This window comes from Azoarcus sp. Soil_N_20 (genome assembly GCF_057656155.1).
In genome coordinates, this window is sequence record NZ_JBDGKX010000008.1 from 39,387 (window position 1) to 56,465 (window position 17,079).

General features: G+C 66.3%; 17 protein-coding genes. 5 read left to right on the forward strand and 12 right to left on the reverse strand.

What is annotated here, in order from left to right:
- Positions 1-21: 21 nt before the first annotated feature.
- The 4 genes from glyQ to AC3A35_RS16640 are packed head-to-tail and all read left to right on the forward strand — an operon-like array spanning position 22 to position 4,430.
- On the forward strand, positions 22-933 hold the full coding sequence (glyQ, locus tag AC3A35_RS16625; RefSeq protein WP_487437307.1) for a glycine--tRNA ligase subunit alpha: 912 nt from the start codon (positions 22-24) through the stop codon (positions 931-933).
- Positions 933-3,035 carry a glycine--tRNA ligase subunit beta gene (glyS, locus tag AC3A35_RS16630; RefSeq protein ID WP_487437308.1) on the forward strand — a complete coding sequence of 701 codons (2,103 nt, stop codon included), beginning with the start codon at positions 933-935 and terminating at the stop codon, positions 3,033-3,035. The genes glyQ and glyS overlap by 1 nt, the downstream gene beginning before the upstream one ends.
- 57 nt (positions 3,036-3,092) lie before the next feature.
- Positions 3,093-3,626 (forward strand): D-glycero-beta-D-manno-heptose 1,7-bisphosphate 7-phosphatase, encoded by a 534-nt coding sequence (gene gmhB / locus AC3A35_RS16635; protein WP_487437309.1) that lies wholly within the window; start codon positions 3,093-3,095, stop codon positions 3,624-3,626.
- A 30-nt stretch (positions 3,627-3,656) separates the two neighbouring features.
- Positions 3,657-4,430: a lysophospholipid acyltransferase family protein gene (locus AC3A35_RS16640; protein WP_487437310.1), complete on the forward strand. Its 774-nt coding sequence runs from the start codon at positions 3,657-3,659 to the stop codon at positions 4,428-4,430.
- 126 nt (positions 4,431-4,556) lie between these two features.
- Here the strand turns inward: AC3A35_RS16640 and AC3A35_RS16645 are convergent, their stop codons facing one another.
- The 5 genes from AC3A35_RS16645 to AC3A35_RS16665 all read right to left on the reverse strand — a co-directional run bounded on the left by AC3A35_RS16645 (position 4,557) and on the right by AC3A35_RS16665 (position 8,546).
- The gene (locus AC3A35_RS16645; RefSeq protein WP_487437311.1) at positions 4,557-5,123 is read right to left on the reverse strand and encodes a phasin family protein; all 567 of its coding nucleotides are present in this window, start codon (positions 5,121-5,123) and stop codon (positions 4,557-4,559) included.
- 390 nt (positions 5,124-5,513) lie between these two features.
- A complete protein-coding gene (locus tag AC3A35_RS16650; protein WP_487437312.1) occupies positions 5,514-6,290 on the reverse strand; it encodes an enoyl-CoA hydratase in 777 nt (258 codons plus the stop codon).
- A 33-nt stretch (positions 6,291-6,323) separates the two neighbouring features.
- Positions 6,324-6,884 carry a lipopolysaccharide transport periplasmic protein LptA gene (gene lptA / locus AC3A35_RS16655; RefSeq protein WP_487437313.1) on the reverse strand — a complete coding sequence of 187 codons (561 nt, stop codon included), beginning with the start codon at positions 6,882-6,884 and terminating at the stop codon, positions 6,324-6,326.
- A complete protein-coding gene (gene lptC, locus AC3A35_RS16660) occupies positions 6,881-7,459 on the reverse strand; it encodes an LPS export ABC transporter periplasmic protein LptC (protein ID WP_487437314.1) in 579 nt (192 codons plus the stop codon). Before lptC ends, lptA begins: the two co-directional genes overlap by 4 nt.
- A 91-nt stretch (positions 7,460-7,550) precedes the next feature.
- The gene (locus AC3A35_RS16665) at positions 7,551-8,546 is read right to left on the reverse strand and encodes a KpsF/GutQ family sugar-phosphate isomerase (protein ID WP_487437315.1); all 996 of its coding nucleotides are present in this window, start codon (positions 8,544-8,546) and stop codon (positions 7,551-7,553) included.
- A gap of 137 nt (positions 8,547-8,683) precedes the next feature.
- Here AC3A35_RS16665 and AC3A35_RS16670 point away from each other — a divergent pair, with 137 nt between their 5' ends.
- Entirely contained in the window at positions 8,684-10,651 is a 1,968-nt protein-coding gene (locus AC3A35_RS16670) for a monovalent cation:proton antiporter family protein (protein WP_487437316.1), read from the forward strand.
- A gap of 6 nt (positions 10,652-10,657) precedes the next feature.
- Here the strand turns inward: AC3A35_RS16670 and AC3A35_RS16675 are convergent, their stop codons facing one another.
- Genes AC3A35_RS16675 through AC3A35_RS16705 form a run of 7 tightly spaced genes read right to left on the reverse strand, consistent with a single transcriptional unit; the run spans position 10,658 to position 17,075 of the window.
- Complete coding sequence (locus AC3A35_RS16675; protein WP_487437317.1) at positions 10,658-11,314, reverse strand: prepilin-type N-terminal cleavage/methylation domain-containing protein; 657 nt, start codon at positions 11,312-11,314, stop codon at positions 10,658-10,660.
- Positions 11,315-11,361: 47 nt separating this feature from the next.
- Positions 11,362-12,015, reverse strand: coding sequence for a type II secretion system protein (locus tag AC3A35_RS16680; protein WP_487437318.1), 654 nt, complete (start codon positions 12,013-12,015; stop codon positions 11,362-11,364).
- Between the two features lie 38 nt (positions 12,016-12,053).
- Positions 12,054-13,307: a hypothetical protein gene (locus AC3A35_RS16685; RefSeq protein ID WP_487437319.1), complete on the reverse strand. Its 1,254-nt coding sequence runs from the start codon at positions 13,305-13,307 to the stop codon at positions 12,054-12,056.
- Entirely contained in the window at positions 13,304-13,726 is a 423-nt protein-coding gene (locus AC3A35_RS16690; RefSeq protein WP_487437320.1) for a hypothetical protein, read from the reverse strand. The genes AC3A35_RS16685 and AC3A35_RS16690 overlap by 4 nt, the downstream gene beginning before the upstream one ends.
- Positions 13,723-14,298 (reverse strand): hypothetical protein, encoded by a 576-nt coding sequence (locus AC3A35_RS16695; protein ID WP_487437321.1) that lies wholly within the window; start codon positions 14,296-14,298, stop codon positions 13,723-13,725. Before AC3A35_RS16695 ends, AC3A35_RS16690 begins: the two co-directional genes overlap by 4 nt.
- Positions 14,298-15,854, reverse strand: coding sequence for a hypothetical protein (locus AC3A35_RS16700; protein WP_487437322.1), 1,557 nt, complete (start codon positions 15,852-15,854; stop codon positions 14,298-14,300). Before AC3A35_RS16700 ends, AC3A35_RS16695 begins: the two co-directional genes overlap by 1 nt.
- A gap of 12 nt (positions 15,855-15,866) precedes the next feature.
- Complete coding sequence (locus AC3A35_RS16705; RefSeq protein ID WP_487437323.1) at positions 15,867-17,075, reverse strand: type II secretion system F family protein; 1,209 nt, start codon at positions 17,073-17,075, stop codon at positions 15,867-15,869.
- Positions 17,076-17,079 lie beyond the last annotated feature (4 nt).

A 17,079-nucleotide genomic window follows, 5' to 3' on the forward strand; every position in this document is an offset into this window, starting at 1 on the left:
GCGGCCTTGCCGCCCGAGACCATGTCCCTCAAGAAACCGACCTTCCAGCAAGTCATCATGACGCTCCAGCAATTCTGGGGCGATCGCGGCTGCGTGCTGCTGCAACCCTATGACCTCGAAGTGGGTGCGGGCACCTCGCACACCGCCACCTTCCTGCGTGCGATCGGCCCAGAGCCGTGGAATGCCGCCTATGTTCAGCCTTCGCGCCGGCCCAAGGACGGGCGTTATGGCGACAACCCGAACCGGCTGCAGCACTACTACCAGTATCAGGTCGTCCTCAAGCCGTCGCCACTGGACATCCAGGAACTCTATCTGGATTCGCTGCGCGCACTCGGCATCGATCCCAATGCGCACGACATCCGCTTCGTCGAAGACGACTGGGAGAACCCCACGCTCGGCGCCTGGGGACTGGGCTGGGAGGTGTGGCTCGACGGCATGGAGGTGACGCAGTTCACCTACTTCCAGCAGGTCGGGGGTATCGACTGCAAACCGGTGCTGGGCGAGATCACCTACGGGCTCGAGCGGCTGGCGATGTATTTGCAGGGGGTCGAGAACGTCTATGACCTGGTCTGGTCGGTCTATCCGGACGGTTCGAAGGTGACCTACGGCGACGTCTATCACCAGAACGAGGTCGAGCAATCGACCTACAATTTCGAGCATTCGAACGTCGACTTCCTGTTCTCGCTGTTTGCCAACTACGAGTCCGAGGCCAAGCGGCTGATGGCAGTCGGCTTGGCGTTGCCGGCCTATGAAATGGTGCTCAAGGCCGCGCATAACTTCAACATGCTCGACGCTCGTGGCGCGATTTCGGTGACCGAGCGGGCCGCCTATATCGGCCGCATTCGCAATCTGTCACGCGCGGTGGCGCAGGCCTATTTCGAGTCCCGCGAGGCGCTCGGCTTCCCGATGCTGAACAACAAGGAGGCCGCGTGATGACCAGCTTTGCCACTCATACGCTGCTCGTCGAGCTCCTGACCGAAGAATTGCCGCCGAGGGCGCTGCCTCGCCTGGGCGAGACCTTTGCCGGCAAGATCGCAGAGGGTCTGCGGGCGCGCGGGCTTGCCCCGGCCGCCGCCGTCGTGCGCAGTTTTGCCAGCCCGCGCCGATTGGCCGTGACCGTGGCGGGGGTCAGCGCCGCCGCGGCGCCGAAGGAAGTCACCGAGAAGCTGATGCCGGTGTCGGTCGCACTCGATGCCGAGGGTAGGCCGACGCCTGCGCTGCTCAAGAAGATGGAGGCGAGGGCGATTCCGGTCGCTGCAGTGGAGGGCTTCGAGCGACGCATCGACGGCAAGGCCGAAACCCTGTTCCACACCGCCGTGGTGCCGGGGGCCAGGCTGGCCGACGTGCTGGCGGGCATCGTGCACGATGCGGTCAAGGCGTTGCCGATTCCCAAGGTGATGCGCTGGGGGGATGGCGACGCGACCTTCGTGCGTCCGGTGCACAAGCTCGTCATGCTGCATGGCGCCGATGTCGTGCCGGGCCGGGTGCTCGACCTGGAGTCCGGCCGTACCACCCGCGGTCACCGTTTCATGAGCCGTGGCGAAATCGACATTGCCTCGGCCGACGCCTACGAGCCCACCCTGCTTGCCGAGGGCAAGGTGATCCCGGCGTTTGCCGAGCGGCGCGCCGAGATCGAGCGTCAGCTGGTCGCCGAAGCCGCACGTCAGCAGGCGTCGATCGGCGACTACGCCGACCTCCTCGACGAGGTGGCCGCGCTGGTCGAGCATCCGACCGTGTACGTGGGTGAGTTCGAGGCCGAATTTCTCGCCGTACCGCAGGAATGTCTGATCCTGACCATGCGCGCCAATCAGAAGTACTTCCCGCTGTTCGACCCTGCCGGCAAGCTGCTGAACCGCTTCCTGATCGTGTCCAACATGCACCTGAAGGACCCGTCCAACATCGTCACCGGTAATCAGCGTGTGGTGCGCCCGCGCTTGTCGGACGCACGCTTCTTCTTTGAACAGGACAAAAAACAGAAGCTCGCCGCCCGTTTGCCGCGACTGGCCGCCGTCGTGTACCACAACAAGCTCGGCAGCCAGCTCGAGCGTGTCGACCGGCTCGAGGTGCTGGCCGGCCGGATCGCGGCGCTGCTGTCGTCGGACGTGGCAGCGGCCAGACGCGGAGCGCGTCTGGCCAAGGTCGATCTGGTCACCGACATGGTGGGCGAGTTCCCCGAGCTGCAGGGCATCATGGGGCGCTACTACGCGCTTCATGACGGTGAGGGCGAGCTGGTGGCGGACGCGGTGCAGGGCCACTACCTGCCCCGTTTCGCGGGCGACGCGCTGCCCGCAGGCAACGTGGCGTGCGCGGTGGCGCTGGCGGACAAGCTCGATGCGCTGGTCGGTTTCTTCGGTATCGGCATGGTACCGACCGGCGACCGCGACCCGTTCGCCTTGCGTCGTGCCGCACTCGGGGTGCTGCGTATCCTGATGGAAACGCCGCTCCCGCTGGAATTGCCGCACCTGATCGAGACTGCGGCTGCAGGGTTCCGGCCAGGGGTGCTCACGGCCGACGGCTTTGCGACCCAGTTGCAGGACTTCATGCTCGAGCGTCTCAAGAATCTGCTGCGTGAAAGCGGCGGTGAGCGCGATGCCGCGGTGGCCGAGGCGGTACTGGCCCTGCGTCCGGCGCGTATCGACCTGGTGCCGCCCAAGCTCGATGCGGTCGAGGCCTTCCGCGCGCTGCCCGAGTCGGAGGCGCTCGCGGCCGCCAACAAGCGCATCGTGAACATCCTGAAGAAGACCGAGACCCGTCCCGGCGAGCCGGACGTCGCCTTGCTCCAGGAAGACGCCGAAAAGGCGCTGTTCCATCAGCTCAACGAGATTGCTCCGGTGGTGCGATCGCACGTCGCGAACGAAAACTACACCGAGGCGCTGTGTGTGCTGGCGGGTTTGCGATCCGCGGTCGATGCCTTCTTCGATGGGGTGATGGTGATGGCCGAGGAGCCGCTGACCCGGCACAACCGGTTGGCCCTGCTGGCCCAGCTTGCCGGGCTGATGAACCAGGTCGCCGACCTTTCCCGGCTGTCGGCCTGAGCGACCGGCGATCCGGCCGGGCCGGATCGCCTTTTTCCCGATGCGGAGTGTGTGCGCATGAAGCTGATCATTCTGGATCGCGATGGAGTCATCAACTTCGACTCCGACCAGTTCATCAAGTCGCCGGACGAGTGGAAGCCGATTCCGGGCTCGCTCGAAGCCATCGCCCGCCTCAACCAGTGGGGTTGGCGGGTCGTGGTGGCGTCGAATCAGTCCGGCATCGGTCGTGGCCTGTTCGGCATGGATACGCTCAACGCGATCAACGACAAGATGGTGAAGAGCCTGGCTCAGGTCGGCGGCCGCCTCGATGCGATTTTTTTCTGTCCGCACGCGGCCGATTCGACGTGTGACTGCCGTAAGCCCAAGCCCGGCATGTTTGTCCAGATCGGTGAGCGCTTCAATGTGGATCTGACCGGCGTGCCGGCGGTGGGCGACAGCCTGCGCGATCTGCAGGCGGGTGCCGCGGTCGGCTGCAAGCCCTATCTGGTGCTGACCGGAAAAGGCGTGAAGACTCAGCACGAACCGCAGCTGCCGGCCGCGACCCGCGTTTTTCCCGACCTCGCAGCCGTGGTCGCCGAGCTGACGGCCTGAGCTCCTCCCGCATTTTTTCGAGCGCGCCCTGTGATCCTGCTTCGTTCCGTCCTGTTCGCCATCGTCCTGACGATCGTCACCGTACCGTATGCCACCTGCGGAATGCTCGTCTTCTGGCTCCCGCCGATGACCCGGCACCGCATGATCACGTCGTGGGTGCCGATCATGATGTGGGTCATCCGTGTCGTGCTGGGGATTCGCTACCGAGTGGTCGGACGCGAGAACATGCCTCCTGGGCCAGCGGTGATCCTGTCGAAGCACCAGTCGGCATGGGAGACCATCGCCCTGCAGCAGATCTTTCCGCCGCTGTGTTTCGTGCTCAAGCGCGAGTTGCTGCGCGTGCCCTTCTTCGGCTGGGGCCTGGCACAGATCCCCGGGATTGCGATCGACCGTGCGGCGGGCAAGGATGCGCTGTCGCAGGTGGTGGAGCAGGGCCGCGAGCGACTGAAGGAAGGCCTGTGGGTCGTCGTTTTTCCGGAAGGGACACGTGTGGCGCCGGGCGCTACGCTGCGCTACAAGCCCGGCGGGGCGATCCTGGCCAAGCGCGCCGGCGTGCCGGTGGTGCCGGTGGCACACAATGCCGGCGAATTCTGGCGACGCAATGCCTTCCTCAAGCGTCCGGGCGAAATCGTGGTCAGCATCGGCCCGGTGATCGAGGTCAAGGGGGTCAAGGTGGACGAGATCAATGCCCGCGCGGAGGCCTGGGTCGAAGCCGAGATGCGTCGGCTCTTTCCGCATCACTATGCCGCGGAGACCACTGCCGAACCTGCGCCGGAAACCAGCGAGGAGCCTCACGCACGCTGAACCCCCGGTGCCGTGACGAGCGCGGGCGCGACGACGATGGGTCGTGCGCTCGGGCAGGCAGAATCGGCAGACAAAAAAATGGCCCCGCAGTGCGGGGCCATTCTCGTTCAGCGAAGCTGAAACCGATCAGGCAGCCTTCTTGGAAGCAGCCTTGGTGGTGGTGCTCACGGCCTTGACGGTCGCGCTGGTGGCGGCAGCCACGTTGGCTTCGGTGATCTCGGCGGCCTGCTTGGCAGCCTTGTTGAAGCTGTCGTAGGCGCTGTTGGCAGCGGCGATCGCCGACTTGACGGCGGCGACGGCAACGTCGGAACCGGCCGGAGCGGACTTGGCGGCCTTGTCGAGGGCAGCGGCAACGCCCTTGTTCACTTCGGCGACTTGGCCTTCCAGCACCTTGGACAGTTCTTCCTGGCTCTGCGAAGCGATCTCGTAGACGCTGCGGGCGTAGGCAACGGCCTTCTCGACCAGCGGCTGGGTCAGCGAGCTTTGCAGGGCGAGCAGTTCCTGCACGTCCTTGACGGCCAGCACGGCCTTGGTGCTGGCGACGCTGTCTTCCAGGACCGAACGGGCGGTGTTCAGGTTCAGGGCAGCCAGGCGCTCGACGTTGGCGAAGGCGCTGTTGGCCAGGCTCAGCAGGGTTTCGATGTTGGCCTTGTTGGTCTCGGCGAACTGCTCGGGGGTGGTGAATACGGACATGGTCATCTCCTTGGTGATTGCGTCAAACGGGTTTTGCAAAGGCATCGGGGGTTCTTGCTTGCCGCGATGTTGCGTTGCAGCATGGACTGAATTATAGGCAGAAGAATCGCCGTGTCAACACTTTTTTGGTGCGTTGCACAAGAATGATTCTGACTTGATATTCAGTGCTTTACGGTTCGATGATGTGCTCTTTGCAGCCGACAAGGTGCGTTGCGTCAGGCGACGGTGCGTGTGCCCTGGACGCAGTCATCAGGATGTTGCCCCGATGTTGCATGGAGATGAAAATGGGCGGAGGACGAAACCGGCGGGGCACGGAGTCGGTTTGGCATGGCGTGATCTTCCCTTGAGCGGAAATCACGAGGCAGGCCGGCGCGCAGGCCGGCCCGCATGTCAGTCGTGCCTGAAAACAGCTTTGCGCTTGGCGACGAAGGCCGCCATGCCTTCCTTCTGGTCATTGAGGGCGAAGGCCGAGTGGAATACCCGGCGCTCGAACAGCAGGCCTTCGTTGAGGCTGCTCTCGAATGCGCGATTGACCGATTCCTTGATCATCATCACCACCGGCAGCGAGTAGCCGGCGATGGTTTCGGCCGCGGCCAGCGCCTCGTCGACCAGTTTGTCGGCGGGAACGATGCGCGACACCAGGCCGGCACGCTCCGCTTCCGTGGCATCCATGAAACGGGCGGTCAGGCACATGTCCATCGCCTTCGCCTTGCCCACTGCGCGCGGCAGGCGCTGGGTGCCGCCGGCGCCCGGCAGGATGCCGAGCTTGACCTCGGGCTGGCCGAATTTTGCGGTGTCGGCGGCGATGATGAAGTCGCACATCATCGCCAGTTCGCAACCGCCGCCGAGGGCAAAGCCGGCCACCGCCGCGATCACCGGCTTGCGGCAGGTTTTGACCCGCTCCCAGTTGCGCGTGATGTAATCGGTCTTGTACGCGTCCATGTAGGAGAAGGTCGCCATTGCACCGATGTCGGCGCCTGCCGCGAAAGCCTTTTCTGAGCCGGTGATCAGGATGGCGCCGATGTTGTCGTCGGCCTCGAAGCCGTCCAGTGCCTGACCGACCTCGTCGACCAGACTGTCGTTCAGCGCATTCAGTGCCTTCGGGCGGTTGAGGGTGATCAGACCCACGCGCCCGCGGGTCTCGACAATGATCAGTTCGTAAGCCATGTATTCTCCTTCGGGATTGAGGCTTGTTGCTTGTTATTGGGCGGCCGGACTGGCGCCGCCGGTTTCGGGCTTGTTGTCGCCCTTCGGTTGAATCGTGGCCTTCACCCGGCCAGGGGTGGCGGTGCTCGGGGTACTGCCCGGGACGTTGGCGACAAGATAGTTCTCGCTGACCGCATCGTATTCGATGTAGTTGCCGCGCACTTCGTCCCCGCCACTGCGCACATACGCGCGGTTGAACAACTTTGCCTTTTCGGCGCGACTGTCGTATTCGATCCGTTCAGCCTCGCCGTCGATGTATTCGTCGCTGCCGTCGCGCTTCTGGCGGAAGGAGGCAAGGCGTCCGGCGGAAGCCGTGGCCACGCCGTTCTGGAAGCCGTCCGCGCCCTGCGTCACGACCAGTTTGTCACCCTTGATCATCAGCGTTCCCTGCGTGAGGATGACGGCTCCCTCGAAAATATGCACCTTGCTGCGGTCGTCTACGGTCACGCGATCGGCTTCGATGTTGACCGGTTTGTCGCGGTCGGCCCGTTCGGCCAGAGCCGGCTGACAGCTCAGGGCAAAGGTCAGCAGGCTGATGCGCAGTATGGTTCTCATGGGGTGTTCCCTTGGCGGCGGGGGATGTTCACCCGGGCCTGGCCGATCAGGTCCAGGGTGCCAAACAGGTTGTCCGCTTGCAGACCGTTGGCGTGGGCGGTGGTGAGCCCTTGGGTCAGCCTGACCGGGGCCGTCGTTTCGGCACGATGTTCGTCCGGCCACACCGCGAGCCGCTCCGATGCGAAGGTCATTGCCGGTTCGCCGGAACTGCCTTCGCGCTGGGCGTCGACGGCGCCGGAGAAGTCGACCCGCTCGCCCCCGGCGGAAACTTCGCCCTGGTCGGCGCGGATCTTCAACAGGCGCTGGCCGGAGGCGATCTCGAGTCGGGGGTGCTCGACCTTGGTCACGTCGGTGTCCGGAAAGTGGGTCATGCGCTCGGCGACCAGGGCGTAGCGTCGGCTGCCGTCCTTGCCAAAGCCGACGATGCGGGTCTGGTCGGCGATGAAGTCGGGGCCGCGGCGATCGCTTTTGTCAGCTCTCGTTTCCGGTTCCCGGGTCAGCCGTTCGAGCCAGATCGATCCCGCGGCGAGGAGGGCGACGGCGACGATCGGGTAAAGGCGGTAAGTTGCCTGCATGCTGTTCAGCCCTGCCGGACAGGGTGCCACACCCGGATGTCGATCGCGGTCCGGAGCGGGCGATTGTTGGCGGGCGCGGTTGGCGTCTGCATCAGATCACCCTGGCCAGCATCAGGTCGTGGGTGGTCAGGGCGCCGCTGAGCCTGCCGTCGGCATCGACCACCAGGAGCTGGCTGATGCGCAGCCGTTCCATCATTTCGGCTGCCTCGACGGCGAGGGCGTCGGGACCAATCGAGCGCGGGTTGCGGTTGATGACCTCGGCCAGCCTGGCGTGACGGAAATCGATCCCGCGCTCGAGCGCCCGACGCAGGTCGCCATCGGTGAAGATGCCTTCCGGTTGGCCAGTGGCCGAGGCGACGACCGTCATCCCCATTCCACCGCGCGTCATCGCCAACAAGGCGTCACTCAGGGTGGCCTGAGCGTCGACGACCGGCACCCGATCGGCAGGGCGCATGACGTCGCGGACATGGGTCAGCAGGCGCCGGCCAAGGCTGCCGCCCGGGTGCGAGCGGGCAAAATCGTCTGCTCCGAATCCGCGTGCGTCGAGCAGCGCAACCGCCAGTGCATCGCTGAGCGCCAGCGCAGCGGTGGTGCTCGCGGTCGGGGCCAGATTGAGCGGACAGGCCTCCTCGCTGACCGCGGCGTCCAGATGGACATCGGCTTCGCGGGCGAGGGGCGAGTCGGGATTGCCGGTCATCGCGATCAACTTTGCGCCGCGCCGCTTGACCTGCGGAACGATCATCAGCAACTCTTCGCTGGCGCCCGAGTTCGACAGTGCGATGACGATGTCGTCGGGCGTGATCATGCCCAGGTCGCCGTGCGCGGCCTCTGCAGCATGCACGAAATAGGCCGGTGTTCCGGTGCTGGCGAGGGTTGCCGCGAGCTTGCGCGCGATGTGCCCCGACTTGCCGATGCCGCTGACGATGACGCGGCCCTGGCGTTGCAGGATGAGCGCAATCGCCTGCTCGAATTCGGCGCCGAGACGACCAGCCAGCGCTGCCACTGCGGCAGCCTCGATCTCCAGCACCCGCCGGCCAAGGCTGGTGGCACGCGCAAGCGATGCGGAATCCGGAACGATTGGGTTCATGAGGACGAAGCGGTTAAACTGATATGAAAAATGCGGCACTCGCCGGCCAACGACAGCGCCTGCGGGTGGAACTGGCCGCGATTGTATAACAGCCGGACCTCTCGCCGGGTTCAGGCGTCAAACTCGATCGGGCCCCCATGCTCAATACGCTGGAACTCGTCTTGCTGCTGCTGGCCGCTGCGGTAGTGCTGGTGGGCGTCTTTCGCAGCATCAACCTGCCCCCGGTGCTGGGCTATCTGCTGGTCGGCGCAATGGTGGGGCCGCATGCGCTGAACCTGGTCCAGGAATCGGCCGGAGCCCGCCATCTCGCCGAGTTCGGCGTGGTGTTCCTGATGTTCTCGATCGGTCTCGAGTTTTCGCTGCCACGGCTGTTTGCGATGAAGCGCATCGTGTTCGGCCTGGGGGCGACGCAGGTGGTGGCCAGCATCGTGCTGACCACGTTTGCCGGGCGTCTGTTCGGTCTGGGATGGGTGGCGAGTTTTGCCCTGGGCGGGACGCTGGCCATGTCGTCGACCGCCATCCTGTCGAAACTGCTGACCGATCGACTCGAACTCGATAGCCGTCACGGGCGCGAAACCATCGGTGTGCTGCTGTTTCAGGACATCGCGGTGGTGCCCTTGCTGATCCTGCTGCCGGCGCTGTCGCGTCCGCCCGAGGAGCTGGCATTCACCCTCGGGCTGGCAGCCCTCAAGGCGGCGGCGTTGCTGGCACTGGTGCTGGTGTTCGGTCAGCGCCTGATGCACTGGTGGTTTACGGTGGTGGCGAAGCGGCGTTCCAGCGAGCTCTTCATGCTGAACGTGTTGCTGATCACGCTCGGCCTGGCATGGTTGTCGGAGCTGGTCGGGCTGTCGCTCGCGCTGGGGGCCTTTCTTGCCGGCATGCTGATCTCCGAGACCGAGTACCGCTATCAGGTGGAGGAGGACATCAAGCCCTTTCGCGATGTGCTGCTGGGGCTGTTCTTTGTCACCGTGGGCATGTTTCTCGACGTGGTGGCCATCCTGCAGCATCTGCCGGCCGTGATCGGGCTGGTTGCGGCCTTGCTGGTGGGCAAGTTCGGCATCGTGTTCACCGCGTCCAAGGCGTTCGGTTCGCCGCCGGGCACGGCAATGCGCTCGGGACTGTGGCTATGTGCCGGAGGCGAATTCGGTTTCGTGCTGTTGTCGCAGATTGTCGGTCTGGATCTGATGCCCGCCGATTTGCTGCAGACCACCGTGGCAGCCCTGGTGTTGTCGATGTTGCTTGCGCCGCTGATCGTGCAGATCAGCGACAAACTGGTGTTGCGCTTTGTCGCCTCGGAGTGGCTGATGCGATCGATGGAGCTGACCCGGGTCGCGGCGCAGTCGCTGACCAGCGACAAGCACATCATCGTCTGCGGCTACGGTCGCAGCGGGCAGTACATGGCGCGTTTCATGGAGCAGGAGAATGTCAGCTACGTCGCGCTCGATCTCGATCCGGAGCGCGTGCGCGAGGCCGGCGCGGCAGGCGACACCGTGGTGTACGGCGATGCCGCCCGGCGCGAGACATTGATGGCGGCCGGCATCATGCGCGCGAGCGTGCTGGTGATCTCGTTTGGCGAAGCCGAGGCGGCCTTGCGGGTCATGCATCACGCGCATGCGCTGCGCCCGGATCTGCCGATCGTCGTGCGCGCGACCGACGAAGCGGACATGGACAAGCTTTCGCGCGGCGGGGCGGCCGAGGTGGTGCCCGAGGCCTTCGAGGGCAGCATCATGCTGGCATCCCATGCGCTCGCGCTGATCGGGGTGCCGCTGAATCGGGTGGTACGGAGGATCCGCGACATCCGCAACCAGCGCTACACGCTGATGCGCGGTTTCTTCCATGGTGCCACCGATATCGGCGAGCCGGACGCCAGTCTGGCTCGCCTGCATTCGGTGTCGGTCCCGCCGGGTGCCGCCGCGATCGGCCGCACGATCGGCGATCTCCGCTTCGACGAGATCGCGGTCACGGTGCCGGCGGTGCGTCGGCGCGGCATTCGGGGGCTTTCGCCGGGGCCGGAGACCCGGGTCGTGGAAGGCGATGTGATCGTGCTGCTCGGCCTCCCGGCGGGGCTGGAGGCGGCCGAGCAGCGTCTGCTCAAGGGCTTTTGAGAGCGCTCAGACGCCGAGGCAGGCGACATAGGCGGTAGCTTCGTTCAGCGGATTGGTGGCGCTGATCGGAGCGAGGGTGGCGGCGCCTGTCGTGCCGGCACGCATCGCGCCGGTCGCCGGGTCGCCATCGTCCAGTGTGGCGTCGAGCTGGCGGACATACTTGCCGAGGATGCCGGCCGAGCACACCACGTAGCTGCCGGGAACGCCCAGCGGTGCACCTGTTCCGCCGCCTTGCACGCCGATCCTGCCGCCGTCGGTGTTCAATGGGAGGTAGTTGGGGTCGGTCGTCGCAGTGGGTCCGCCGGCCAGGTTGGCCAGCCGTGTCTGCTGCCAGAACAGCACCGCCTCACTGGGTGTTGCGGTGACCGTGTCGTCCCATCCGCCGTCGATGCGACCGTTGCCGTTGCCATTGGCGGTGCACCCGGTGCCCGAACTGGGGCAGACGTGGGTCTGCGCACGCGAGTCATCTCCCGGCAGGGCGCGAAACTTGTCCTGGTAGCCGTAGATGAAGAGCGGAACGGTGCGGAAATCCTGAGCAAGATTCTTTACCTTGGCGCTGTTGATCAATTCCTGCCCTTTCAGTACCCCGCCCAGCAGCAGGCCGATGATGACCAGCACGATGGCGATCTCGACCAGGGTGAACCCGGTGTTTCTAGCTTTCACGGTGTTGCTCCTTCCTTGGTGATGGAAAAACGCGTTTCGGTCGCTGCTCACAGTCTCCCGGCCTGTGCCAGGCGGGCAACGAGAAAGGGGTGCCCGATCCAGTGCACCTGGTCGTCGAAACCGCTGGCAAGCTCGCCGGCCTGGTATGCCGGGGAGCTCGCGGAGTGGCTCGCGTTGAGGCCGTCCGCGGTTCGGTTTGCGCCGGTGGAATAGAACACGACGGCGGCACGCGAGCTACTGACCGTGGTGAGCGCGTTGCCGGCGTGATCGCGCAACTGGATGTTGCTCTGGGTGGTGGTCGCGGGGGTGATGATGGCATTGGTGAAACCGGTGTCGGGGCGATAGCGCCAGTGACCGGTCCACGGGGCCGAGGCACTGTCGCGGACGCTGCCCCAGGCGTCGACGGGGTGGGTGCCCAGCGTGCGCCAGGGCAGATAGCCTTCGATCGCGTGGTTGCAGGGGGGATTTTGTTCCAGCCCGTAGCCGGGGCTGGCCGGGTCGGGCTCGGTGGTCGGGCAGGGCAGGCGACCGTGCAGGATGGCGAAGCCGATCAGGGCCTGTTCGATGTCGAGCAATCGCGTCGCGGTCTCGCGCCGGGACCTTTCCTCCATGCGTGCGCCGATCGGGGCGAGCAGGGTCCCGGTGAGCAGGGTCAGGATCACCAGCACGATGGCCACTTCGGCAAGGGTGAAGCCGCGCACGGAGCGGCGTCGGGGCTGAGCCGGGACGGGGCGGCGCGTCACGGGATGCATCGGACGACATCAGCCGAGGCCGGCGTGGACGGGTCGGGCACCGAGAACCGGCGGTGACCGCTGAAGCTGCCGCTCCCGGTGGCGAGGCTCGACCGGTTCGCGCCTTCGACATACTGTGCGGGATCGGCCCGCTCCGCCGGTGTGGCCCGCGACTGCCGCTCATTCCCGTGGCGGATGCGTTCGCCGCCGAACAGCAGCACGGCGCGGCAGGTTTCGTGGGCCGGATTGAGCGGGTTGCCGGCCGAGTCGGTCAGGTCGGCGGCAAGGCAGGCACCGCCGTCGGCACAGGCCACAAAGCGCAGTTGATCGCGCCAGTTGTCGTGAGGGTCGGCAAACGGCGAAGGGATGCCCAGCGTCGCGGCATCGGGAAGACTTCCCGCGATCCGGTTGCCGTCGATCCGCTCGGCATGGGTCGGCAGTACGCTCGGGTCGGTGCTCCAGGTCGCGAAGGCGGCGCTTCCACGATCGAGCATTGCGTTCACGAAATCGGGGAAATCGCTGCGCCGGCGCAGGGCATCGAACAGTTCGTCGATGGTGAGCCAGGTCATCAGGTCGTTGTTGTCGTGGGCATCGGCCAGGCCCTGGACAAAGGTCCGGTTGCCCACGATGTCGTCTGGATAGGATTGGTCGAGAAAGGCGGTGATGTCGGTTGCGGTTGACGGGCTGCCCGGACACGGCTTGGCGCCGGCGGAGGGGCGTGACTGGGTCGTGCGCGGCGGGCCTGGGGCGAGCAGTACGGCGATGGCACGTGCTGGCTGCGGGATCAGGTGTTGGCCGCGGCTGTCGACGACCTCGAACTGGCCGGGGCTGTCCCAGTTGAGGACGAGCGCCTTTGGATTGTTCTTGACGCTGCCGGCCACCGCATACCAGAGGCAATCTCCCCAGCCGTCACGCAGGTCGGGGAGTCCGAGGGTGCGATAGGGGAAGCGGCCGAGCGCGCCGTGGTCACGTACATGGCAGGCGCCGATCGGTGCCGAGCCGGTATTGGCGGTGTCCGGGCAGGGGAGGTAGCCGTAGCCCTGGCCCGGGTGTTGCTCGGCATAGCTGATCGCATAGCCGAGCAGGGCCGTCCTCGCCTGCGCCAGCGCGACGGTGCTGCGCGCCTGCGCCCGGATCCGGGCCCGTGCGGCGGGATCTCCGGACACGAACACGATGCCGGCCGCGCCGAGCACGACGGTCAGCAGGACGGCGATCAGGACCGTGCCGCGTTGCGAACCCGCGGGCTGACCAGGGGGCTTCATCTGCCCGATTCCGGGCGGCTGTGCGTGATCCGGATGGGAGGTCGATCAACGGCAACCCCGGTCGGAGACCATTGCTCGCCCGCGTCCAGTCGAGCGACCTGACCGCCACGGCCGATGACCTCAAGCTGGCCAGTCTCCGGGTCGGGGCGAAGATGCCTGTCGGCGGGGACGAGGTTGCGGTCGATCCACAGCGCAACCAGGCCGTCCTTGTGCCACACCATGCCGTCGAACCGTATTGCCTCCGGCGGTGTGTCCGCGGCGGGAGCGTTCGCGGGCTCCGGATGCTGGCGGGCGTGCTCGAGCATCCGTCGTTCTGCAGCGGTGAAGAACAGTCGCCCGGGAAGCGTGTCGGCCGCTTCGGCGACACCCCGTGCCGACAGGACCAAGGCGAGGAGAAGGAGAATCTTGCCGTGCTTCATGAGCTGGGTGTAATCGCCGGGTGCACCGTGAGCCAGTCGAACTCGCAGTGGGCACGCAGGGCCGGAGCGGTCGAGACAAGGCGCTCGATCGAGCAGCCGAGCGGGATGACGGTCGCAACGTGGGTCTCGGACAGGACTTCCAGAATGGCGGGAAGGCCCTCTTCGTGGAGTAGTTCGATTTCCGCGGTCAGGCCTTGCACGCGGCCGGTCGGCAGTGCCTCCGGACCCGGTATCCGGGTGGCGCCGCCCCGTTCGCGAATCGCGACCGCGAACAGACGCGGGTCGCCCTGCAGTTTGGCCAATGCGCCATGCCATCCCTGTGCGCCGTCAGTACCGGCAGTCAGGCGCAGTGCCGAGAGGTGCGCGAACGCTTGCCGGATTGCGTCGGTTTCCGCTCTTGTGCGCAGCAACAGGTCGGTGGCCTGTTGACGCTTCGCCGCGGCGAGGGCAAGCGCGGTGCGCCCATCGTCCACTGCCCGCAACGAAAGCCAGAGCGATGCCAATCCGATCATCAGCAGCGCACCGCAGATCGCCGCCGGGCGGTGTAGCGAAGCTGGGAGGCGCATGTCCATCACCTGGCCTCGACCGCCATGCCCGGGAGGGGCAATGCAAACCGCAGCGCGAGGTGATGGCGCTCGTCGACGGCAGCCGGCGCGGGGGCGGTTTGCGACCGGGCCGGATCGCCCGCAGTCGAAGGGAATTGGCGTGCCTGCAGTTGCGGACCGAGGTCGTGTTGCAACCGGTCGATCAGGGTGGCGCTGCGCCGGTACGCTTCATCCGGATCGTGGACCGGGCCCGATGGGAGGCTTGCGCCGAGGTCGACAACGACGAAGGCGCTTGTGCCGCCCGTCGGTTCCGGGGGAAGCAGCAGGCCATCGCGCGGCAGCTCCGCCGGGCGCCAGCGCAGGCTGTCGAGTCGCAGTGCGGGAAATGCCTCGAGCAGGGTGCTGATTCGCTGCAGCATGACCACTGGCGAAATGGCGCGCGCTGTGTGGCGCTCGAGGCTGAGCAGCCACGCGTCGACCTCGGCCGCCGATACGGGAACCGACGGCCGCTCACGGACGAGTGCGTCGATCTCCCGTGTCAGCGCCCGCTCCTCTTCCTCGAGTGCGGCGGCCTTCCGCTCGAGGCTTGCAGACTCGAGCAGGTTTGCGCCCGCCGCAAGCAGGCAAGCGGCACTCGCCAGGGTGGCCGCGCCGATGATGCCGGTGCGCAGGCGGCGCACGGTGTGCTCGCGGTGCAGCGCGGACGGAGTGTAATGGGCGGACGGCGGGCTGCGCATGAGTTGTTGCACCATCAGCGGCGTCGCGTCCGAACCCGACGTGGTTGCCATCCGCGGTCTGCGCAGCAGGTGGGTGCGGAGGTCGACAAAGCGCGCCTCGAGCCCTTTTTCGGCGTCGACGATCGTGCTCAGGATCGGCAGGTCGGAGGGGGCGGCGAGCACCGTGACCGGCAGCGGCGCATCGTGTTCGATGAGGTGCTGAGCCGCAAGATACGACCGCGTCTGGGCCAGTTCGGCGGCATAGGAAGGCTGGCATTCCGACAGTGAGTCGCCGCGCGGCGGCACGACGCGTGAGAAGCGCAAGCGCCCCTGGGTGAACAGGGTCAGGCGCATGCCCGATGCGGTAAGCATCAGCAGCACGAACTGCCCGGTCTGTCGAAGTCGACGACGGTTCCATTGATCGAGCAGCAGCGGAGTGCTGGTGAGCCGGGTGACGATCGCTCCCGCGGCGGTCAGCGCGCCAATCCACGGCGTCAGCAGGGCCGGACGCGTCAGCGCACCGAGCAGCACGCGGCGCAGTGCTGCGCCACTGTCCTGGCCGCCCAGGGGCAGACTGGTGGTGAAGCCGGTGTCCGGGAAGTGTTGCCCGAGTTTGCGCCGGATCATGGCGCGGCTGTCGGCAAGGCCCGCCCGGGGCAGCCGTTCCAGCGCGAAGCGTTCCTCTGCCAGATCGGCGAGCAGCGTATAGCGACTGCGGCCGGCGCGGGAATGCAGCCACTCGCGAAAGTGGTTCGCGCTGCTTTCGTCGAATCCGTCGAACTGGGCGCAGCGTTCGACGGTGCGGCCAGCGTGTTGCCAGGCCTTCAGTCCTTGGGCATCGATGACGAGCAGGGTCTGTGCGGACATGAGGAGCTCCATTCAAACCGGCAGCCGGGTGATGATGTCGTACACCGGACCGAGCACCGCGAACACGATCCACAGCATCAGTGCACCCAGGATCAGGGTGAGTATCGGCTCGACGCCGGTCTGTAGCCGCTCGATCGACTCCCGGACGTCGCGCTCGTAGAAGTACACGATGTTGCCCAGCGCGGTGTCGAGGCTTCCGGTCTGTTCGCCGATGCGCAGCATGCGGGTGACCAGTTGCGGGAACAAGCCGGCATCCTCGAACGCGACGGCGATGCCATGACCATCGGCAATGCGGGCGCCGGCAGCGCGCAGGGCGCTCTGGACTGCCCGGTTGGCGGTCGAGCTTTCGGCGCTGTGAAGCGCGTCGAGCACGGTGATCCCGGCTGCGTAGAGCATGGCGAACACGCTCGCCACCCGGGCCAGCGCGATCTTGTGCTGCAATGCGCCGACGAGCGGCAGGCGCAGTCGCAATGCATCGATCTTCAGGCGCAGGCCGGGATCGGCGGCGATCGCAAGGGAGAGGCCGCCCACTACCAGCGGCACGGCGGCAATGACCATCCAGCCATGGTGGGTCAGCCAGTGCGAAGTCCCGATCAGGATGCGGGTCTGCAGGGGCAACGTCTGGCCGATGCTGCGGAACAGGCTGGCCAGTTGTGGCACGACGAAAATGAGGGCGACCGCGATGGCCGCGAACAGGATGCAGCCGACGATGACCGGATAGATCGCCAGCTTGCGGGCATGAGCGCGTAGTTCGTCCTCGCGGGAGAGGGCGTCTGCCAGCTGGCGGAGCACCGGGGCGAGCTGCCCCGTATGTTCGCCTGCGCGCAGCAGACCGCAGAACACGGGGTCGAATGCTGCGGGGTGGTGCGCCGCCGCGTCCGACAGCGTGAGGCCGCCCTCGATCTCCTCGAGCAGGCTGGCGACCATCTGGCGCATGCGGGTGTGTGCGGTGGCGTCGCGGAGATCGGCCAGGCTCTCGAGGATGGGGATGCCGGCGGCGAGCAACTGTTCGAGATGAAAGCAGAAATGAATGACCTCCCGACGCGGGACCCGTGTTCGGGGCCACGACCACAACTGGCCCCGGGTCGCGGCCTCGCCGTGGACCAGTTCCAGCCCCCGCCGGGATAGCCTGGACTCGAGGTCGTCGATTCCCGACGCCTCGGCGGCGCCGCTCACCACCCGCCCGTCCGGCGCCATCGCGCGATAGGTGTGGAGCGCCATGGCG

What these genes read in the sequence shown, in the direction of transcription:
- AC3A35_RS16685 (WP_487437319.1), bottom strand. Translation starts at nt 13,307, where the DNA reads ATGAAGCCCCCTGGTCAGCCCGCGGGTTCGCAACGCGGCACGGTCCTG.
- AC3A35_RS16670 (WP_487437316.1), top strand. Translation starts at nt 8,684, where the DNA reads ATGCTCAATACGCTGGAACTCGTCTTGCTGCTGCTGGCCGCTGCGGTA.
- AC3A35_RS16650 (WP_487437312.1), bottom strand. Translation starts at nt 6,290, where the DNA reads ATGGCTTACGAACTGATCATTGTCGAGACCCGCGGGCGCGTGGGTCTG.
- AC3A35_RS16700 (WP_487437322.1), bottom strand. Translation starts at nt 15,854, where the DNA reads ATGTCCGCACAGACCCTGCTCGTCATCGATGCCCAAGGACTGAAGGCC.
- lptA (WP_487437313.1), bottom strand. Translation starts at nt 6,884, where the DNA reads ATGAGAACCATACTGCGCATCAGCCTGCTGACCTTTGCCCTGAGCTGT.
- lptC (WP_487437314.1), bottom strand. Translation starts at nt 7,459, where the DNA reads ATGCAGGCAACTTACCGCCTTTACCCGATCGTCGCCGTCGCCCTCCTC.
- glyQ (WP_487437307.1), top strand. Translation starts at nt 22, where the DNA reads ATGTCCCTCAAGAAACCGACCTTCCAGCAAGTCATCATGACGCTCCAG.
- AC3A35_RS16705 (WP_487437323.1), bottom strand. Translation starts at nt 17,075, where the DNA reads ATGGCGCTCCACACCTATCGCGCGATGGCGCCGGACGGGCGGGTGGTG.
- glyS (WP_487437308.1), top strand. Translation starts at nt 933, where the DNA reads ATGACCAGCTTTGCCACTCATACGCTGCTCGTCGAGCTCCTGACCGAA.
- AC3A35_RS16665 (WP_487437315.1), bottom strand. Translation starts at nt 8,546, where the DNA reads ATGAACCCAATCGTTCCGGATTCCGCATCGCTTGCGCGTGCCACCAGC.
- gmhB (WP_487437309.1), top strand. Translation starts at nt 3,093, where the DNA reads ATGAAGCTGATCATTCTGGATCGCGATGGAGTCATCAACTTCGACTCC.
- AC3A35_RS16645 (WP_487437311.1), bottom strand. Translation starts at nt 5,123, where the DNA reads ATGTCCGTATTCACCACCCCCGAGCAGTTCGCCGAGACCAACAAGGCC.
- AC3A35_RS16695 (WP_487437321.1), bottom strand. Translation starts at nt 14,298, where the DNA reads ATGGACATGCGCCTCCCAGCTTCGCTACACCGCCCGGCGGCGATCTGC.
- AC3A35_RS16690 (WP_487437320.1), bottom strand. Translation starts at nt 13,726, where the DNA reads ATGAAGCACGGCAAGATTCTCCTTCTCCTCGCCTTGGTCCTGTCGGCA.